Below are 16674 nucleotides of genomic sequence, written 5' to 3'. Positions count from 1 at the left end.
GGTTATTTACGATCGGCGATCGGCACGAAGGCCAGGTCTTCCGGACCGACGTAGTTCGCGCTCGGGCGGATGATCTTGTTGTCGATGCGCTGCTCGATGATGTGCGCGGCCCAGCCCGAGGTACGCGAAATGACGAAGAGCGGCGTGAACATCGCGGTCGGCACGCCCATCATGTGATACGAGACGGCCGAGAACCAGTCCAGGTTCGGGAACATCTTCTTGACTTCCCACATCACCGACTCGAGGCGCTCGGCGATGTCGAACATCTTCATCGAACCGGCCGACTGCGACAGCGAGCGCGCCACTTCCTTGATGACCTTGTTGCGCGGGTCGGAAATCGTATAGACCGGGTGGCCGAAGCCGATCACGACTTCCTTGTTGGCGACGCGGTTGCGGATGTCCGCTTCGGCTTCGTCGGCGTTCTCGTAGCGCTTCTGGATGTCGAGGGCGACTTCGTTGGCGCCGCCGTGTTTCGGGCCCCGCAGCGCGCCGATGGCGCCGGTGATGGCCGAGTGCATATCGGAACCGGTGCCGGCGATGACGCGTGCGGTAAAAGTAGAGGCGTTGAACTCGTGCTCGGCGTAGAGGATCAGCGAGGTGTGCATCGCCTTCACCCACTCTTCCGATGGCGCGGTGCCATGCAGCAGGTGCAGGAAGTGCCCGCCGATCGAGTCGTCGTCGGTTTCCGTTTCGATGCGGCGGCCGTTATGGCTGAAGTGGTACCAGTACAGCAGCATCGAGCCGAAAGAGGCCATCAGGCGGTCGGCGATGTCGCGCGCGCCGGCGATATTGTGGTCGTCCTTTTCCGGCAGCGCGCAGCCCAGCGCGGAGACGCCGGTACGCATCACGTCCATCGGGTGGCTGCCGGCCGGCAGCGCTTCCAGCGCCAGCTTGACCGCGTGCGGCAGGCCGCGCAGCATCTTCAGCTTGGCTTTATAGCCCTTCAGTTCGGCGGCGGTCGGGAGCTTGCCGTGCACCAGCAGGTAGGCGATCTCTTCGAATTCGCAGGAATCGGCCACGTCCAGGATGTCGTAGCCGCGGTAGTGCAAATCGTTGCCCGATTTACCGACAGAGCACAGGGCCGTGTTACCGGCGGCAACGCCCGACAGGGCAACGGATTTTTTTGGCTTGAATGCTGGGGCTTGTTCAGTCATGTCGATCTCCAATTCAGTGGTTGTTATTTTTTCTGGGCTGCGAACAGGGCGTCGAGGTGCTGCTCGAAGTCGTGGTAGTTGATGCGCTCGTACAGCTCGGCGCGGGTCTGCATCGTATCGAGCACGGCCTGCTGGGAACCGTCACGGCGGATCGCCGTGTAGACGTTCTCGGCCGCCTTGTTCATGGCGCGGAAAGCCGACAGAGGATACAGCACCAGGCCGACGTCGGCGGACTTGAGTTCGTCCACGGTGAACAGCGGGGTCGAGCCGAATTCGGTGATGTTGGCCAGGATCGGCACGCCCACGGCTTTCGCGAATTTGGCGTACATGCCCAGTTCCGTCATCGCTTCCGGGAAGACCATGTCGGCACCGGCTTCCACGCAGGCCACTGCACGCTCGATGGCGGCGTCGAAACCTTCGACGGCCAGCGCATCGGTGCGGGCCATGATGACGAAGTTCTCGTCGGTGCGTGCGTCGACCGCCGCCTTGATGCGGTCGACCATCTCCCCTTTCGAGACGATCTCCTTGCCCGGACGGTGGCCGCAGCGCTTGGCGCCGACCTGGTCTTCGATATGGATGGCCGCGGCGCCGAACTTGATCATCGATTTGACGGTGCGCGCCACGTTGAAGGCGGAGGAACCGAAGCCAGTGTCGACGTCGACCAGCAGCGGCAGGTCGCAGACGTCGGTGATGCGGCGCACGTCGGTCAGCACGTCGTCCAGGTTCGAGATGCCCAGGTCGGGCAGGCCGAGCGAGCCGGCGGCGACGCCGCCACCGGACAGGTAGATGGCCTTGAAGCCGGCGCGCTTGGCCAGCAGCGCGTGGTTGGCATTGATGGCGCCGACGACTTGCAGCGGCGATTCTTCCTGGACTGCGCGGCGAAACAGCGCGCCTGCGGATGGGGTCATGTGCTCTCCTGAGGGTTCGGTGATGAATGGCTCCCTCTTTTGCAAGGAGCGTGCCAGCCATGCCGGCTGCATCCGATGAGCAGAAATCCTTTATGTTTCAGCTACTTGCATCCAGGGTTCGCTCAGCTTCCGTCCCCGTGATGTTTCACTCGTCGTTTCAAATGAAACGCACGAAACATCGTTGCAGTAAAATTGCAACATGCGCCCACTCTCCCCTGCTCCCGTCGAAGCCGACAAACCCGTCATCTGGACGGTGTCCGTCTCGCGCCTGTCCGACCTGTTCCGCGACATCACGCTCGAATACGACCACCTGGCGACCATCGAACCGATCAAGCTCGGCTTTGACGAGGCGGCCCGCCACATCCGCGAACGCATGGCGGGCGAACGCTGCGACGTCGTCATCGCCGCCGGTTCGAACGGCGCCTACCTGAAGGGCCGGGTGTCGGCGCCGGTGGTGGTGGCCAAGGCCAGCGGCTACGACGTCATGCGTGCGCTGGCGCAGGCGCGCAAGATGTCGACACGCGTCGGCGTGATCAGCTACCAGCAACCGCTGCCCGAGCTCGCGGAATTTTCAGCCACTTTCGGCCTCGACATCGTCCAGCGCACCTATGTGACGCGCGAGGATGCGCGCGCGGCGATCCGCGAACTGAAGAGCGCAGGGATCGAGGCGGTCGTCGGCGCCGGCCTGATCACGGACCTGGCCGAGGAGGCGAATCTTTCCAGCGTGTTCCTGTACTCGGCCGCCTCGATCCGCCAGGCCTTCGACGATGCGCTGGAAGTGGCGCGCCTGACCCAGCTGGAAGCGAACCGGATCCGCCGCGGCAGCGCGAACACGGTGCAGCGCGCGCCCGCGGCCTGAACGATTTACGGGGCGAGTCCGATGCGATGGAGCGCCTGCGCCAGACGGTGGTGCTGTACGCGCGCTCGCCGGCCACCGTCCTGATCCGGGCGAGACCGGCAGCGGCAAGGGCTGGTCGCCCAGGCCATCCACCGCGAGGGGCCGCGCAGCCTGGGCGCGAACCGGCCTTTCGTGGCGGTCAATTGCGGTGCAATCGCCGAGTCGCTACTGGAGTCGGAACTTTTCGGCCACGAGGAAGGCGCGTTCACGGGCGCGCGCCGCGGCGGCCATGCGGGCCTGTTCGAGGCGGCAAATGGCGGCACCCTGTTCCCGGACGAGATCGGCGAAATGCCACTGGCGCTGCAGACGCGCCTCTTGCGGGTGCTGGAAGAACGCGAGGTGATGCGGGTGGGCGGCACGCGTCCGGTGCCGATCGCGGTGCGCGTGATCAGCGCTACCCACTGCGACCTGGAGGCGCGGGTGCGCGAGGGGCGCTTCCGCGCCGACCTGTTCTACCGGCTGGCGGTCCTGCGCCTGGCGCTGCCGGCGCTGCGGGCACGCGCGGTCGATATCGCACCGCTGGCCGAGTGGTCGCTGAAGCAGTCGCTGGCAGCGCTGGGTGCGCGTCCGCATCCGAACCTGCATGCCGAAATCCAGGCCTGCGCGCCGCTGCTGGCGGCCTACCCCTGGCCGGGGAACGTGCGCGAACTACGCAACCTGATGGAGCGCCTGGCCCTGTTCCTCGGCGGCCGAGCCCTTGCAGGCCTTGACGCCGAGTTTCTTGCTGGGGATCGCGCCGGAGCTGGCGCAAGTCGCGGGGCAAACGGTGCTTCCCGCGCCCGCGACCAGGCTGGAAGCGCCTGCGGAGGAAAGTGCGGCGGCGGTGCTGGCGCGCTTCAACGGCCAGCGCGATGCCGCCGCGCGCCATCTCGGCATCAGCCGCACGACCTGTGGCGGCGCCTGCGCGCAGGCGGCCAGGGCGCTTAGGGTGCCGTCCTCACGCAGGTGACGGCGGCTGTCTTGTCGCTGGCGATGGAGCTCGACACCTTGCTCGACAGGTTCAGGACCACGTGCGTATTCGCACCGGATCCGGGGTTCGAGGTCCAGGTGTCGGCCAGCAGCCAGCCCTGGCTAGGGAGCGCCACCGACGACGCCATCGCGGTCAGCTCGGCCTGGGTCGGCACCCGCCATCCGTCGAGGGTCTTGATGGTCGTATTCTCGCAAAACGCTTTTGCATCGGCCCAGTTCCTGAGGGTCGTGCTCGGTGGCATCCAGAGCATCCCGCCATGGCTGACATAGGCGGCCACGGTCACGGTGGTGCTGGTCGAGGTGGGGTTGTAGCTGCCCATCTTCCCCTGCTGCGCGGTGATCGTGCTGACACCAGGCGCGCGGGCGAACAGCGTCGTGCCGCTCACCTCGGCCACGGCCGGGTTGCTGCTGCTGAAGCTGAACGTTGCCGGACTCTTCGAGCTCGGCGCCTTCAGCTCGACCGTCTCGCCTTCCGCCATATTGATCGCGGGGAACTCGCCCAGCGGCACACCGCCTTCGCCGCCGCAGCCGGCCAACAAAGTCAGGGCAGCTGCAGCTGCGGGTACGAGGGAGCGAATGTGCGTGATCATGTTATTCATGCCAAAAAGAAATAGTGCTCCAGTATAAGCGTCTGGCTCAGGCGTTGGCAAAATTTTACGGCGGACGTGGCTTAGGAGCACCAGCGTGTGCCGCGAAATGCTCCGCACCAAGTCAAAAACCGCATACACTTATGCGAATTTCTTATTGTATAGACAAGCCTTATCAGTGCTACGCTCGCGCTCCTCGGGCGGCGCTGGCCGTGGTTCGTCTTTTCGCGCCAGTTCAAGACAAACCGCCTTGATCAGTCGTACCATGCTTTTTTTACCACGGCCCGGCGCCCTACCCGCGCTCTCTCATCCGTCGTCCCAGCGCCCACAAGGCGTTTATTTGGAGGCAACATGTCACGCAAGCAGCAACACGCGTCTCAAGCGGCAATCTTTTCCCTGATCGGCAACACACCGCTGGTGCAAGTCACCCGCATGGATACCGGTCCCTGCCAGCTGTTCCTGAAGCTGGAATCGCAAAACCCGGGCGGCTCGATCAAGGACCGCATCGGCCGCGCCATGATCGAGGCGGCCGAGGCTGACGGCAGCCTCCAACCCGGCGGCACCGTCGTGGAAGCCACGGCCGGCAACACCGGCCTGGGGCTGGCCCTGGTGGCGCGCATCAAGGGCTACCGCGTCGTGCTGGTCGTGCCCGACAAGATGGCCGCTGAAAAGGTGTTGCACCTGAAAGCCCTGGGCGCCGAAATCCACCTGACCCGCTCGGACGTGGGCAAGGGCCACCCCGAGTACTACCAGGACTACGCGGCGCGCCTGGCACGCGAGATTCCCGGCGCCTGGTTTGCCGACCAGTTCAACAACCCGGCCAACCCGCGCGCCCACGAAACCACCACCGGCCCGGAAATCTGGGAGCAGACCAGCCACGAGCTCGATGCCATCGTCGTCGGCGTCGGTTCATCCGGCACCCTGACCGGCCTGTCGAACTACTTCCAGCGTGTCCAGCCCGACCTCGAATTCGTGCTGGCCGACCCGAAAGGCTCGATCCTGGCCGACTACGTGAACACCGGCCACCTGGCCGACGAGGCCGGCTCCTGGGCGGTGGAAGGCATCGGCGAGGACTTCATTCCGGGCATCGCCGACCTGTCACGCGTGCGCAGCGCCTACACCATCACCGACGAGGAAAGCTTCGGCACCGCGCGCGCCCTGCTCCAGCATGAGGGCATCCTTGCAGGTTCCTCGACCGGCACGCTGCTGGCCGCCGCGCTGAAGTACTGCCGCGCCCAGACGACGCCGAAACGCGTCGTCACCTTTGTCTGCGACACCGGCACCCGCTATCTGACCAAGGTCTACAGCGACGGCTGGATGGTCGACCAGGGCCTCTTGCACCGTCCGAAAACCGGCGACCTGCGCGACCTGATCGGCCGCCGCTTCGACGCCGGCGAAGTCGTCACGGTCAGTCCGACCGATACCCTGCTGGTCGCCTTCAACCGCATGCGCTCGAGCGACCTGGCCCAGCTGCCGGTGATCGACAAGGGCCGCCTGGTGGGCATCATCGACGAGTCCGACCTGCTGCTGCACGTGACGAACGAGGCCGCGCGCTTCCAGACGCCGGTTTCCTCTACGATGACCTCGCAGCTGCAGACGCTGACGCCGGCCGCCAGCATGGCCCAGCTGCGCGATATCCTCGACCGCGGCCTGACCGCCGTGATCGCCGACGGCGACCGTTTCTACGGCCTGATCACCCGCTTCGACCTTCTCAACCATTTGCGCAGGACCCTATCGTGAGCTCTTCCGACAACAAACAACACATCGCCACCCGCGTCATCCACGGCGGCCAGGCACCGGATCCATCCACCGGCGCCGTGATGCCGCCGATCTTCGCCACCTCGACGTTTGTCCAGGAGAGCCCGGGCGTGCACAAGGGCCTGGACTACGGCCGCTCGCACAACCCGACGCGCTGGGCGCTGGAGCGCTGCGTCGCCGACATCGAAAGCGGCAGCGCGGCCTTCGCTTTTGCCTCGGGCCTGGCGGCGATTTCCGCCGTGCTCGAATTGCTGCCGGCCGGCTCGCACATCGTCGCCGGCGACGACATGTACGGCGGCACCTACCGCCTGTTCGAGCGTGTGCGCAGGGTCAGCGCCGGCCATACCTTCACCTACGTGAACCTGGCCGACCCGGAGGCGCTGGCCGCCGCCCTGACGCCCGAGACACGCCTGGTCTGGGTCGAGACCCCGACCAACCCGATGCTCAAACTCGCCGACCTTTCGGCGATCGCGCGCCTGTGCCGCGAGCGCGGCATCGTCACCGTCTGCGACAACACCTTCGCCAGCCCGATCAACCAGCGCCCCCTGGAACTGGGCATCGACATCGTGGTGCACTCGACCACGAAGTACATGAACGGGCACTCGGACGTGATCGGCGGCGTGGCCGTCGTCGGGCGCGAAGCGCACCAGGCCGAGCTGGCGGACAAGCTGGGCTTCATCCAGAACGCCGTGGGCGCGATCCAGGGGCCTTTCGACAGCTTCCTGGTGCTACGCGGGATCAAGACCCTGGCCCTGCGCGTCGAGCGCAGCAACGCGAATGCGCTGGCGCTGGCACAGTGGCTCGAGCGCGAGCCGAAGGTACGCAAGGTGTATTACCCGGGGCTGGAATCGCATCCCCAGCATGCGCTGGCGCGCCGGCAGATGAGCGGCTTCGGCGGCATCATCTCGATCGAGCTCGAAGGCGACCTGGCCGGCTCGCGGCGCTTCCTGGAAGCGTGCAAGGTATTCACGCTGGCCGAGAGCCTGGGCGGCGTCGAGAGCCTGATCGAGCATCCGGCATTGATGACGCATGCGACGATTCCGCCGGCACAGCGGGCGGAGCTGGGGATTGGCGACACCTTGATCCGCCTGTCGGTGGGGATCGAGCATGTCGAGGACCAGCGGGCGGATCTGCAGCGGGCGCTGGACGCGATGTGATGGTTTGAACGGGGCCATCCTGCGGCTCCGGTAATGGCGCGGCTATTCATGAGGCCAGACAGCGTGGGGTCATCGAGGCCAATGGCCTCGATGACGGGCCCACCCTACGAACTGTTCATGATGTCATACCGCGTGGGGTCATCGAGGCCAATGGCCTCGATGACGGGCCCACCCTACGAACCTCGCGACACGTAGGGTGGGCACTCCGTGCCCACGCTGTCTCACCATCCGAACATCGGCAGTGGGCACGAGTGCCCACCCTACGAACCTCGCGACACGTAGACAGCGTGGGCACGAGTGCCCACCCTACGAACCTCGCGATATGTAGGGTGGGCACTCCGTGCCCACGCTGTCTCACCATCCGAACATCGGCAGCCTTACCGGCACGCCACTTCAAGCAGCGTGCCTCCACTCTTACTCCCGCTTCAAGGCCGGAATCGCCGCCGGCTTCCACACCTTCACCGGCTGCTCCTTCAGCTTCTTCTCCAGCAGTTCGATCGCCACTTCCAGCTGGCGGTCGCGCCCGGCGAAGGTCTCGTGCGGCAGGTTGTCGACTTCCACGTCGGGCACCACGCCCACACCCTCGATCAGCCATTCGCCGTCGCTCGAGAACTGGCCGAACTCCGCCACCCGCGCCATGCCGTTGTCGCTCAGGCCATTGCCGTCGCTGAGCCACACGCCCGCGCCAGCCGTGCGCTTGCCGACCAGCGGGCCCAGTTTGAGCGCCTTGACGCCGGCCGCGAAGGTCTCGCCGTCCGAATAGGTCAGCTCGTCCACCAGCACGACCAGGTGGCCGCGGAAGGTGCCCTGCATGTTCGGCTGCGGCTGGCGGCCGTTCGAGGACCAGAAGGCCCAGGCGCGGCGCAGCAGCTTTTCGATGATCCAGCTGTCGATGTTGCCGCCGTTGTTGCGCCGTACGTCGATGACCAGGCCTTCCTTGTTCACGTTGGCGTAGAAGTCGCGCGCAAAGGCATTGATGTCGCGCGCGCCCATCGCACGCAGGTGCAGGTAGCCGATGCGGCCTTTCGACGCGGCGTCGGTCTGCTGCGCCCTGCCCTGTTCCCAGTCCGCATAACGCAGGCTCGCGTGACGCGCCATCGAGACCGGCGTGACGATGACGGCGCGCGGCTTGGCTTGTGCCTTCGCACCTTGGCGCTGCACCTGCAGCAGTACCTGCTTGTCGGCCGTGTCGAGCAGCAGGTCGGCGATGTCGCGTGCATCAAGCGCAGACTTGCCGTTGACTGCCGTGATGATGTCGCCCTCGTTCACATTCACGTCGGGTGCGGCCAGCGGACCCCGCTCGGCCGGCAGCTCCGGCTCGCTGCGGTACACGCGGTCGACGCGATAGCCCTCGGGCACCCTGGTCAGCACCGCGCCCAGGCTGGCCGGCGTGCCTTCGCTGGGCGCGCGGCGCAGGTCGCCCGGGCGGATCTGCGAGTGCAGCGCCCCGACTTCGCCCACCATCATGCCCAGCACGTCGTCGAGCTCCGCGCGGTCGGTGACACGCTCGACCAGCGGCGCGTAGCGGGTGCGCACGGCGTTCCAGTCGATACCGCGCATGCGCGCGTCGTAGAGGAAGTCGCGGTGCATGCGCCAGGCGTCGTTGAACATCTGCTTCCACTCCATGCGCGGGTTGGAGCTCACCGCCCAGTCGTCGATTTTCACCTTCGACCGCGACAGGTCGGCGGGTGCCTTGGCGCCGGCGTCGACGATCAGCATGTCGCCCGGCGTGCCCTTCGCCCAGGTGCGATAGAACACGTGCTTCTTGTCGTCGGTGAGGCCGAACTCGCGCACGTTGCCGACAAAGGTTTCCAGCTTTGGCGTGCTGCGGCTGATGGGCAGCGTCAGCAGGTTGCCCTTGCTGCCGTCGTCGTCGGCGTCCAGCAGGTACAGGCGCTTGTCGTCGACGGCCAGCCCGCGGTAATTGCCGGGGGCGACGGGGACTTCGTAGAGGCGTTCGCGCAGGCCCGCATACACGACGGCCGGCAGCGGCTTCTTCGCGGCCGCGCCGTCTTTTGCGCCGGCGGACGCGGTGGCATCCGCACCGCCCTTGGCGGCATGGGAAGCATCGGCGCTGCTACCGCCGCGCGCAGCGTCGGCAGGAGTCTCAGCAGGCTTGTCGCCCGGCTTGGCGGTCGATTTCTCGGCCGGCTTGTCGGTTGGCGTTTCTTCGGGTTTGGTCAGCTCGTCCTCGGGCTTGAAGGGGAAACGTCCGCCAGGCTGCAGCGCCAGCGCATACACGCCGACGCGCTTGTCGAACACGGGCCCCATGTTGCGGTCGCCCCAGGGCGAGGCGTTGCCGAGGTTGAAGTTGCGGGCCGAGAGGAAGTAGAGCCACTTGCCGTCGGGGGAGAATGCCGGGGAATTGGCCTCGTAGCGGTCGGTCGTGACGAAACTCATTTCCTTCGTCGCGAGATTGAACATGCCGATCTGGTTGCGCTGTTCGCTGCTGCCGACGCGGACAAAAGCCAGGTTGCGGCTGTCGGGCGACCACACGACCTGGTCGGGGCGTTCGAGGCCCACCTGGCCGGCGTCGTCGACGATGACATTGGTCTTTTTCGCCAGGTCGAGCAGCCAGGTACGGCCCTTCTTGTCGGTGTGGGCCAGCCATTTGCCGTCGGGCGACGGGTAGAGGTTGGCGCGGTGGCTGGCGCCATCCATCGTCAGGCGTTCGCCGGCGCCGGAGCCGTCGGCGGCATAGCGCCAGATCTCGTTCTCGCCGCTGGCGTCGACGATCGCGTACACCCATTTGTCGTCGTGGCTGAATACGGCACTGCGGGCTCTAGCGCCGTCCGGCACGGCGATCTCGACGCGCCGATAGCTGCCGGTGCCGGCAATCGTCACGCGGCCGCGCGCGGTCAGGACGATGCGCTCGGCCTTGTTGGCCAGCTCGATGCTGGTCAGCGCATCGAGCGGCGACTTCACGCGGCGCATGCGCGTCTGGTCGAAGTCCGACACCAGGCTTGCTTTGACGAGCGTGTCGGTGCCGCTGGCGATCTCCAGCACGTGCAGGTCGGCGCCGAGCCCGTAGACGATGCGGCCATCGGAGAGCGCCGCGCTGCGCACGTCCCATTCCTTGTGGCGCGTATGCTGGCGCCGGTCGCTGCCGTCCGGCTGCGACGACCAGATGTTGTCGGCACCGTCGGCGTCGCTGATGAAGTAGAGGCGGCCCTGCCACCACATCGCGTGACGGTTGTTGTTGCTGTCGCCCTTGAAGAGCGGCGTAGCCTCGCCGGGCGCCTTGCCGCCAGCTGCCAGGTCGAAGCGCCACAGCTGGGCATAGGCGCCGCCGCGGTAGGACTTCACGTTATCGTTGGTCATGGTCAGGCCCATGCGCGTGAAATAGACGGTGCGCCCTGCGTCGTCGAGCACCGCGTCGTTGGCGTCGGCCAGCGGCAGCACGCGCCGCGTCATCCTGACCGGGTCGAGCGCGGCGACCACGCGGTGCTTGGAGGGGCCAGTGGAATTTTCGGTGCTGACCAGGACTTCGCCTTGCGCCGTCCAGCCCAACACGGTCACGCCGCCGTTTTCAAAGGTGATGCGCTTGGGCAGGCCGCCTTCGAGCGGCATCACATAGGCTTCCTGGGCGCCCTCGTATGACGCCGCAAAGGCGACGAATTTGCCGTCGTGCGAGATGGCGGCGTGGGTCTCGGCATTCGGGTGCGTGGTCAGGCGCGTGGCCTTGCCGCCGGCCAGGGTCGTGCGCCAGAGGTCGCCCTCGGCGGTGAACACGACCGTGTCGCCGCGCAGGGCGGGATAGCGGAAATACGGATCGGCGGCGGTGGCCTGGGTGCCGACGAGCGCCAGCGACAGTGCGAGGATGGTGCGGGACAGGTTCATGTTCTCTGCGGCAAGGGTTGCTGAAGAGAATGAGTGTGCCACAGGGGTGGACGGCGTGGGCGTGCATACAGGCAAAAAATCCGGCGGCCGGTGCATCGCTGTCTCGAGCTGACATTGCGTCATCGACCATAGGGTGGGCGCGGCACGCTCTGGGTCCATGTCATCGGAAGGTGTTGTCAGCGTGGGCACGGGGCGCCCACCCTACGATAGCCGGCGCTGCAAGAAGGTGGCATCGCTGCCGTTCACAGGCGAAAAAAAACCGCGCCGAAGCGCGGTTTTCTGGATCAGCCGATCGATTACTCGATCTCGACCGTTTCGGCCGGGGCCGGCGGCGGCAGTGCGTCGCCTTCCGGGAACTCGAGGACGACGTCGTCCTTCTCGTTCATGTCGACGGTGACGCGGCCACCGTTCGTCAGGCGGCCGAACAGCAATTCGTCGGCCAGGGCTTTCCTGATCATGTCCTGGATCAGGCGCGACATCGGACGGGCACCCATCTGCGGATCGAAGCCCTTCGCGCCGAGGAACTTGCGCAGCTTCTCGGTGAAGATGGCTTCCACCTTCTTCTCGTGCAGCTGCTCTTCCAGCTGCATCAGGAACTTGTCCACGACGCGCAGGATGATTTCCTCGTCCAGCGCACGGAAGCTGATGATCGCGTCCAGGCGGTTGCGGAACTCCGGCGTGAACATGCGCTTGATGTCGGCCATCTCGTCGCCGGCAGCCTTCGAATCGACGAAGCCCACCGAACGCTTGGTCAGGCTCTCGGCACCCGCATTCGTGGTCATGATGATGATCACGTTGCGGAAGTCGGCCTTGCGTCCGTTGTTGTCGGTCAGCGTGCCGTGGTCCATCACCTGCAGCAGGATGTTGAAAATGTCCGGGTGGGCTTTTTCAATTTCGTCCAGCAGCAGCACCGCGTGCGGCTTCTTGGTGATGGCTTCGGTCAGCAAACCGCCCTGGTCGAAGCCGACATAACCCGGCGGCGCACCGATCAGGCGCGACACGGCGTGACGCTCCATGTACTCCGACATGTCGAAGCGGATCAGCTCGATGCCGAGGATGAAGGCCAGCTGCTTGGCCACTTCGGTCTTGCCGACACCGGTCGGACCGGAGAACAGGAAGGAGCCGATCGGTTTGTCCTGCTTGCCCAGGCCCGCACGCGCCATCTTGATCGCCGAAGCGAGTGCATCGATGGCCGGGTCCTGGCCGAAGACGACGTTGCGCAAATCGCGGTCGATCGTCTGCAGCTTGGAACGGTCGTCCTGGTTGACCGTTTGCGGGGGAATCCGCGCGATCTTGGCGATGATTTCCTCGATCTCGGTTTTGCCGATGGTCTTCTTCTGCTTCGACTTCGGCAGGATGCGCTGTGCCGCGCCCGCTTCGTCGATGACGTCGATCGCCTTGTCCGGCAGATGGCGGTCGTTGATGAAGCGCGCCGCCAGTTCGGCCGCGGTCGAGAGTGCCGACGACGAGTACTTCACGCCGTGGTGCTCTTCGAAGCGCGACTTCAGGCCACGCAGGATCTGCACGGTCTGCTCGACCGAGGGCTCGTTCACGTCCACCTTCTGGAAGCGGCGCGAGAGTGCATGGTCCTTCTCGAACACGCCGCGGAATTCCGTGAACGTGGTCGCGCCGATGCATTTCAGCTGGCCGTTGGCGAGCGCTGGTTTCAGCAGGTTCGATGCGTCGAGCGTACCGCCCGAAGCCGAACCGGCGCCGATGATGGTGTGGATCTCGTCGATGAACAGGATGCCGTTCGGCGTGTCCTTCAACTGCTTCAGGACGGCCTTCAGGCGCTGTTCGAAGTCGCCGCGGTATTTGGTACCGGCCAGCAGCGCACCCATGTCGAGCGAGAACACGACGGCGTTCTGCAGGATTTCGGGCACGTCTTCCTGGACGATGCGCCATGCCAGGCCTTCGGCAATCGCCGTCTTGCCGACACCGGCTTCACCGACCAGCAGCGGATTGTTCTTGCGGCGGCGGCAGAGGATCTGGATGACGCGATCGACTTCTTCCTCGCGGCCGATCAGCGGATCGATCTTGCCGTCGGCAGCGGCCTTGTTCAGGTTCTGCGTGAACTGGTCGAGCGGGCTCTCCTTCGTTGCGCCCTCGACCTGCGCCTCTTCCACGCCTTCCGACGCCTTCTGGCTGTCGATCTGCTGGTCCTTGCGCACGCCATGCGAAATGAAGTTCACCACGTCGAGACGGGTCACGCCCTGCTGGTGCAGGTAGTAAACGGCATGCGAGTCCTTCTCGCCGAAGATCGCGACGAGCACGTTGGCGCCCGTGACTTCCTTCTTGCCGTTCGACGCCGACTGCACGTGCATGATCGCGCGCTGGATCACACGCTGGAAGCCGAGCGTCGGCTGGGTGTCGACCTCGCCCGTGCCGGGCACGGTCGGCGTGTTATCGCCGATGAAATTGGTCAGGGTCTTGCGCAGGTCATCGATATTGACCGCGCATGCACGCAGGACTTCAGCGGCCGAGGGATTATCGAGGAGCGCAAGCAGCAGGTGCTCCACGGTAATGAACTCGTGCCGTGCCTGTCGGGCTTCGACAAAGGCCATGTGTAGGGATACTTCAAGTTCCTGCGCAATCATACTTCCTCCATCACGCACTGCAGGGGGTGACCCGCCTTGCGCGCATGCGTTAAGACAAACTCCACTTTGGTACACGCTATATCTTTGGAAAACACGCCGCACACGCCTTTACCATGACGGTGCACGGAAAGCATGATCTGCGTCGCCGTCTCGCGATCCTTGTTGAAGTACTCCTGAATGATCGCCACCACAAATTCCATCGGCGTGTAGTCATCATTCAGCAACGCCACCTGATACAGGGGCGGGGGTTTCACTGTCTGCCGCTCCAGCAGCTGTTCGGTATCGTGCTTGGTTGCCATGGGCGTATTCTAATGCGTTCAAGGATGATGCAAAGCGTAAACGTCAGCTCGGTACGATCTGCTCACTACGTTCAGCTTACTGCCCGCTCACTTCGATTCGCTTTCATCTTACTTGTTTTCCGTTGAATGCGCAGATGGCGCTCCGATTGCAGAAATCAAGAGCTTGTTTCGCATCGTCAGGCAAAACGCCAGCGACGAGTCCACGCGACAGGCCGGGCGGGTGTCTACGGGGCGTCGCGCACTCCTGCCAGGCGTTTCGCGAAGGGCTTTTACCCCCTTATGCAGGCAGTATGAAAAAATTAACAACAACTATGCTAAAGGGCTTGACTTACAACTTTAGTGCATCAACAATGCAACCATTGACTTGTACTTATGTACTTGTTGATAAGAAGTGAGCAGGCTGAGGAGGGGGCAAGAAGCTTCTTGCTTTTATGGCTCGTGTGATTAGTTTAAATTTGAAAGTTCTTTTATGGCAACTGGTACTGTTAAGTGGTTCAATGATTCCAAAGGCTTTGGCTTCATCACTCCAGATGACGGCGGTGAAGATTTGTTCGCGCACTTCTCCGCAATCAACATGAACGGTTTTAAGACCCTCAAAGAAGGTCAGAAAGTCCAATTCGAAGTCACGCAAGGCCCTAAAGGCAAGCAAGCTTCCAACATCCAGGGCATGTAATCCTCCCTGCGGAAGCAAGAAACCCCGCCAATAGCGGGGTTTTTTTTCGCCTGTGCCGCGCCGCCTGCCCCGCCTCAGCCTTGCCCGGGCCGCGTGCCCAGTTCTTTACTCAGCGCTTGCGCCTCTTCCAGCATGGCTTGCAGCTGCGCGTCGTCCACGTGCTGGTCTTCTTTAGCGGAAAGCAGCTGGTCGAAGCGATCGGCCAGTTGCCGTGCACGCTCACCCAACGGCGACGCGAGCGCCCCCCGATCCGGTGTACCGAGGCCACGTAACTGCTCGGGACTGAGTCCCGTGCGGTAGAACGCATACACAAAAGGGATAATACGTTCGTAATTGGGTGCTTTGCTCACGCTATTCTCCTGGCCTGGCTCAACTAAAACAGCCCCGGGTTCGTGCGAACGCGGGGCTGTTATCAAAAGGCTTGTCTGCTTATTGCATCTGCTCGATCATCACATCGCCAAAGCTCGAGCACGATACCTGGGTCGCGCCTTCCATCAGGCGCGCGAAGTCATAGGTGACGCGCTTGGACTGGATGGCTTTACCCATCGCCGAAATGATCAGGTCCGCAGCCTCGACCCATCCCATGTGGCGCAGCATCATCTCGGCCGACAGGATCAGCGAGCCCGGGTTGACGTAGTCCTTGCCGGCATATTTCGGCGCGGTGCCGTGGGTGGCCTCGAACATGGCGACCGAATCCGACATGTTGGCGCCCGGCGCGATGCCGATGCCGCCCACCTGCGCCGCCAGCGCGTCGGAGATGTAGTCGCCGTTCAGGTTCAGGGTGGCGATCACGCTGTACTCGGCCGGACGCAGCAGGATCTGCTGCAGGAAGGCGTCGGCGATCGAATCCTTGACGATGATGTCGCGCCCCGTCTTCGGATTCTTGAACTTGCACCATGGGCCGCCATCGATGAGCTCGGCGCCGAATTCCTTCTGGGCCAGCGCGTAGCCCCAGTCGCGGAAGCCGCCTTCGGTGTACTTCATGATATTGCCCTTGTGGACAATCGTGACCGATGGCTTGTCGTTGTCGATCGCGTACTGGATGGCCTTGCGCACCAGGCGCTCGGTGCCGTCGCGCGAGACCGGCTTGATGCCGATGCCCGAGGTCTCCGGGAAGCGGATCTTCTTGACGCCCATCTCTTTCGTCAGGAAGTCGATGACCTTCTTCACGCCCTCGGAATCGGCCGCCCATTCGATGCCGGCATAGATGTCTTCCGAGTTCTCGCGGAAGATCACCATGTCGGTCTTTTCCGGCTGTTTCAGCGGCGACGGCACGCCCGTGAAGTAGCGAACCGGGCGCAGGCAGACATACAGGTCGAGTTCCTGGCGCAGCGCGACGTTGAGCGAGCGGATGCCGCCGCCGACCGGCGTGGTCAGCGGACCCTTGATCGAAACCACATAGTCCTTCACCGCTTCCAGGGTTTCCGGCGGCAGCCAGACGTCCGGGCCGTACACATTGGTCGACTTCTCGCCGGCATAGATTTCCATCCAGCTGATCTTGCGGGCGCCGCCATAGGCCTTGGCCACCGCCGCGTCGACGACCTTCATCATCACCGGGGTGATGTCGATGCCGGTACCATCGCCTTCGATATAGGGGATGATCGGATGGTCCGGGACGGTCAGCGAGAAGTCGGCATTGACGGTGATTTTCTGGCCGTCGGCAGGAACCTTGATATGTTGGTACATGTGTTCTCCCAAGTGGTCGCATGGCCGGCGCCAGGGGCGGCGGAAAGCTGGCCTGCGATCTACATTACAATATGATGTTGGCTGCCTGTGGTGTGTCTTGTCTTTGTCTTGTATAAGACGCAAGTCGTATCTTGCATTATGCACCAGT

At 64.2% G+C, this 16674-nt stretch carries 11 protein-coding genes and 1 pseudogene; 4 read left to right on the top strand and 8 right to left on the bottom strand.

Features of this window, described 5'->3' with window-relative positions:
- Positions 1-2 precede the first annotated feature (2 nt).
- Positions 3-1154 (bottom strand): 2-methylcitrate synthase, encoded by a 1152-nt coding sequence (gene prpC / locus G4G31_RS11765; RefSeq protein WP_182991551.1) that lies wholly within the window; start codon positions 1152-1154, stop codon positions 3-5.
- Positions 1155-1177: 23 nt separating this feature from the next.
- A complete protein-coding gene (gene prpB / locus G4G31_RS11760) occupies positions 1178-2062 on the bottom strand; it encodes a methylisocitrate lyase (RefSeq protein WP_182991550.1) in 885 nt (294 codons plus the stop codon).
- Positions 2063-2261: 199 nt separating this feature from the next.
- Between prpB and prpR the strand changes: the two are divergent.
- Positions 2262-3887: pseudogene (gene prpR / locus G4G31_RS29070) on the top strand (propionate catabolism operon regulatory protein PrpR).
- Here prpR and G4G31_RS11750 read toward each other — a convergent pair.
- Positions 3884-4519, bottom strand: a complete 636-nt coding sequence (locus tag G4G31_RS11750; protein WP_182991549.1) for a hypothetical protein — start codon at positions 4517-4519, stop codon at positions 3884-3886. The pseudogene prpR and the gene G4G31_RS11750 sit on opposite strands and share 4 nt — an antisense overlap.
- Before the next feature lie 348 nt (positions 4520-4867).
- Here G4G31_RS11750 and G4G31_RS11745 point away from each other — a divergent pair, with 348 nt between their 5' ends.
- Both G4G31_RS11745 and G4G31_RS11740 read left to right on the top strand, forming a co-directional pair.
- Positions 4868-6256 carry a cystathionine beta-synthase gene (locus tag G4G31_RS11745; protein WP_182991548.1) on the top strand — a complete coding sequence of 463 codons (1389 nt, stop codon included), beginning with the start codon at positions 4868-4870 and terminating at the stop codon, positions 6254-6256.
- On the top strand, positions 6253-7431 hold the full coding sequence (locus G4G31_RS11740) for a PLP-dependent aspartate aminotransferase family protein (protein WP_182991547.1): 1179 nt from the start codon (positions 6253-6255) through the stop codon (positions 7429-7431). The genes G4G31_RS11745 and G4G31_RS11740 overlap by 4 nt, the downstream gene beginning before the upstream one ends.
- A 414-nt stretch (positions 7432-7845) precedes the next feature.
- Here G4G31_RS11740 and G4G31_RS11735 read toward each other — a convergent pair whose 3' ends face one another.
- The 3 genes from G4G31_RS11735 to clpS form a co-directional block, all read right to left on the bottom strand.
- Positions 7846-11271, bottom strand: coding sequence for a S41 family peptidase (locus G4G31_RS11735; protein ID WP_182991546.1), 3426 nt, complete (start codon positions 11269-11271; stop codon positions 7846-7848).
- A gap of 296 nt (positions 11272-11567) precedes the next feature.
- The gene (clpA, locus tag G4G31_RS11730) at positions 11568-13868 is read right to left on the bottom strand and encodes an ATP-dependent Clp protease ATP-binding subunit ClpA (protein WP_182991545.1); all 2301 of its coding nucleotides are present in this window, start codon (positions 13866-13868) and stop codon (positions 11568-11570) included.
- Positions 13865-14167 carry an ATP-dependent Clp protease adapter ClpS gene (clpS, locus tag G4G31_RS11725; protein WP_027864722.1) on the bottom strand — a complete coding sequence of 101 codons (303 nt, stop codon included), beginning with the start codon at positions 14165-14167 and terminating at the stop codon, positions 13865-13867. Before clpS ends, clpA begins: the two co-directional genes overlap by 4 nt.
- Positions 14168-14636: 469 nt before the next feature.
- Here clpS and G4G31_RS11720 point away from each other — a divergent pair, with 469 nt between their 5' ends.
- Entirely contained in the window at positions 14637-14840 is a 204-nt protein-coding gene (locus tag G4G31_RS11720) for a cold-shock protein (RefSeq protein WP_020653506.1), read from the top strand.
- 74 nt (positions 14841-14914) lie between these two features.
- Here G4G31_RS11720 and G4G31_RS11715 read toward each other — a convergent pair whose 3' ends face one another.
- Positions 14915-15190, bottom strand: a complete 276-nt coding sequence (locus tag G4G31_RS11715) for a hypothetical protein (RefSeq protein WP_182991544.1) — start codon at positions 15188-15190, stop codon at positions 14915-14917.
- A 79-nt stretch (positions 15191-15269) separates the two neighbouring features.
- On the bottom strand, positions 15270-16526 hold the full coding sequence (icd, locus tag G4G31_RS11710; protein ID WP_182991543.1) for an NADP-dependent isocitrate dehydrogenase: 1257 nt from the start codon (positions 16524-16526) through the stop codon (positions 15270-15272).
- Between the last annotated feature and the right edge of the window lie 148 nt (positions 16527-16674).

The organism is Massilia sp. Se16.2.3, from assembly GCF_014171595.1.
In the GTDB taxonomy this organism is placed as follows: domain Bacteria; phylum Pseudomonadota; class Gammaproteobacteria; order Burkholderiales; family Burkholderiaceae_D; genus Telluria.
This window is presented reverse-complemented; position numbering and strand designations above follow the sequence as displayed.

What these genes read in the sequence shown, in the direction of transcription:
- prpC (WP_182991551.1), bottom strand. Translation starts at nt 1,154, where the DNA reads ATGACTGAACAAGCCCCAGCATTCAAGCCAAAAAAATCCGTTGCCCTG.
- prpB (WP_182991550.1), bottom strand. Translation starts at nt 2,062, where the DNA reads ATGACCCCATCCGCAGGCGCGCTGTTTCGCCGCGCAGTCCAGGAAGAA.
- G4G31_RS11750 (WP_182991549.1), bottom strand. Translation starts at nt 4,519, where the DNA reads ATGATCACGCACATTCGCTCCCTCGTACCCGCAGCTGCAGCTGCCCTG.
- G4G31_RS11745 (WP_182991548.1), top strand. Translation starts at nt 4,868, where the DNA reads ATGTCACGCAAGCAGCAACACGCGTCTCAAGCGGCAATCTTTTCCCTG.
- G4G31_RS11735 (WP_182991546.1), bottom strand. Translation starts at nt 11,271, where the DNA reads ATGAACCTGTCCCGCACCATCCTCGCACTGTCGCTGGCGCTCGTCGGC.
- clpA (WP_182991545.1), bottom strand. Translation starts at nt 13,868, where the DNA reads ATGATTGCGCAGGAACTTGAAGTATCCCTACACATGGCCTTTGTCGAA.
- clpS (WP_027864722.1), bottom strand. Translation starts at nt 14,167, where the DNA reads ATGGCAACCAAGCACGATACCGAACAGCTGCTGGAGCGGCAGACAGTG.
- G4G31_RS11720 (WP_020653506.1), top strand. Translation starts at nt 14,637, where the DNA reads ATGGCAACTGGTACTGTTAAGTGGTTCAATGATTCCAAAGGCTTTGGC.
- icd (WP_182991543.1), bottom strand. Translation starts at nt 16,526, where the DNA reads ATGTACCAACATATCAAGGTTCCTGCCGACGGCCAGAAAATCACCGTC.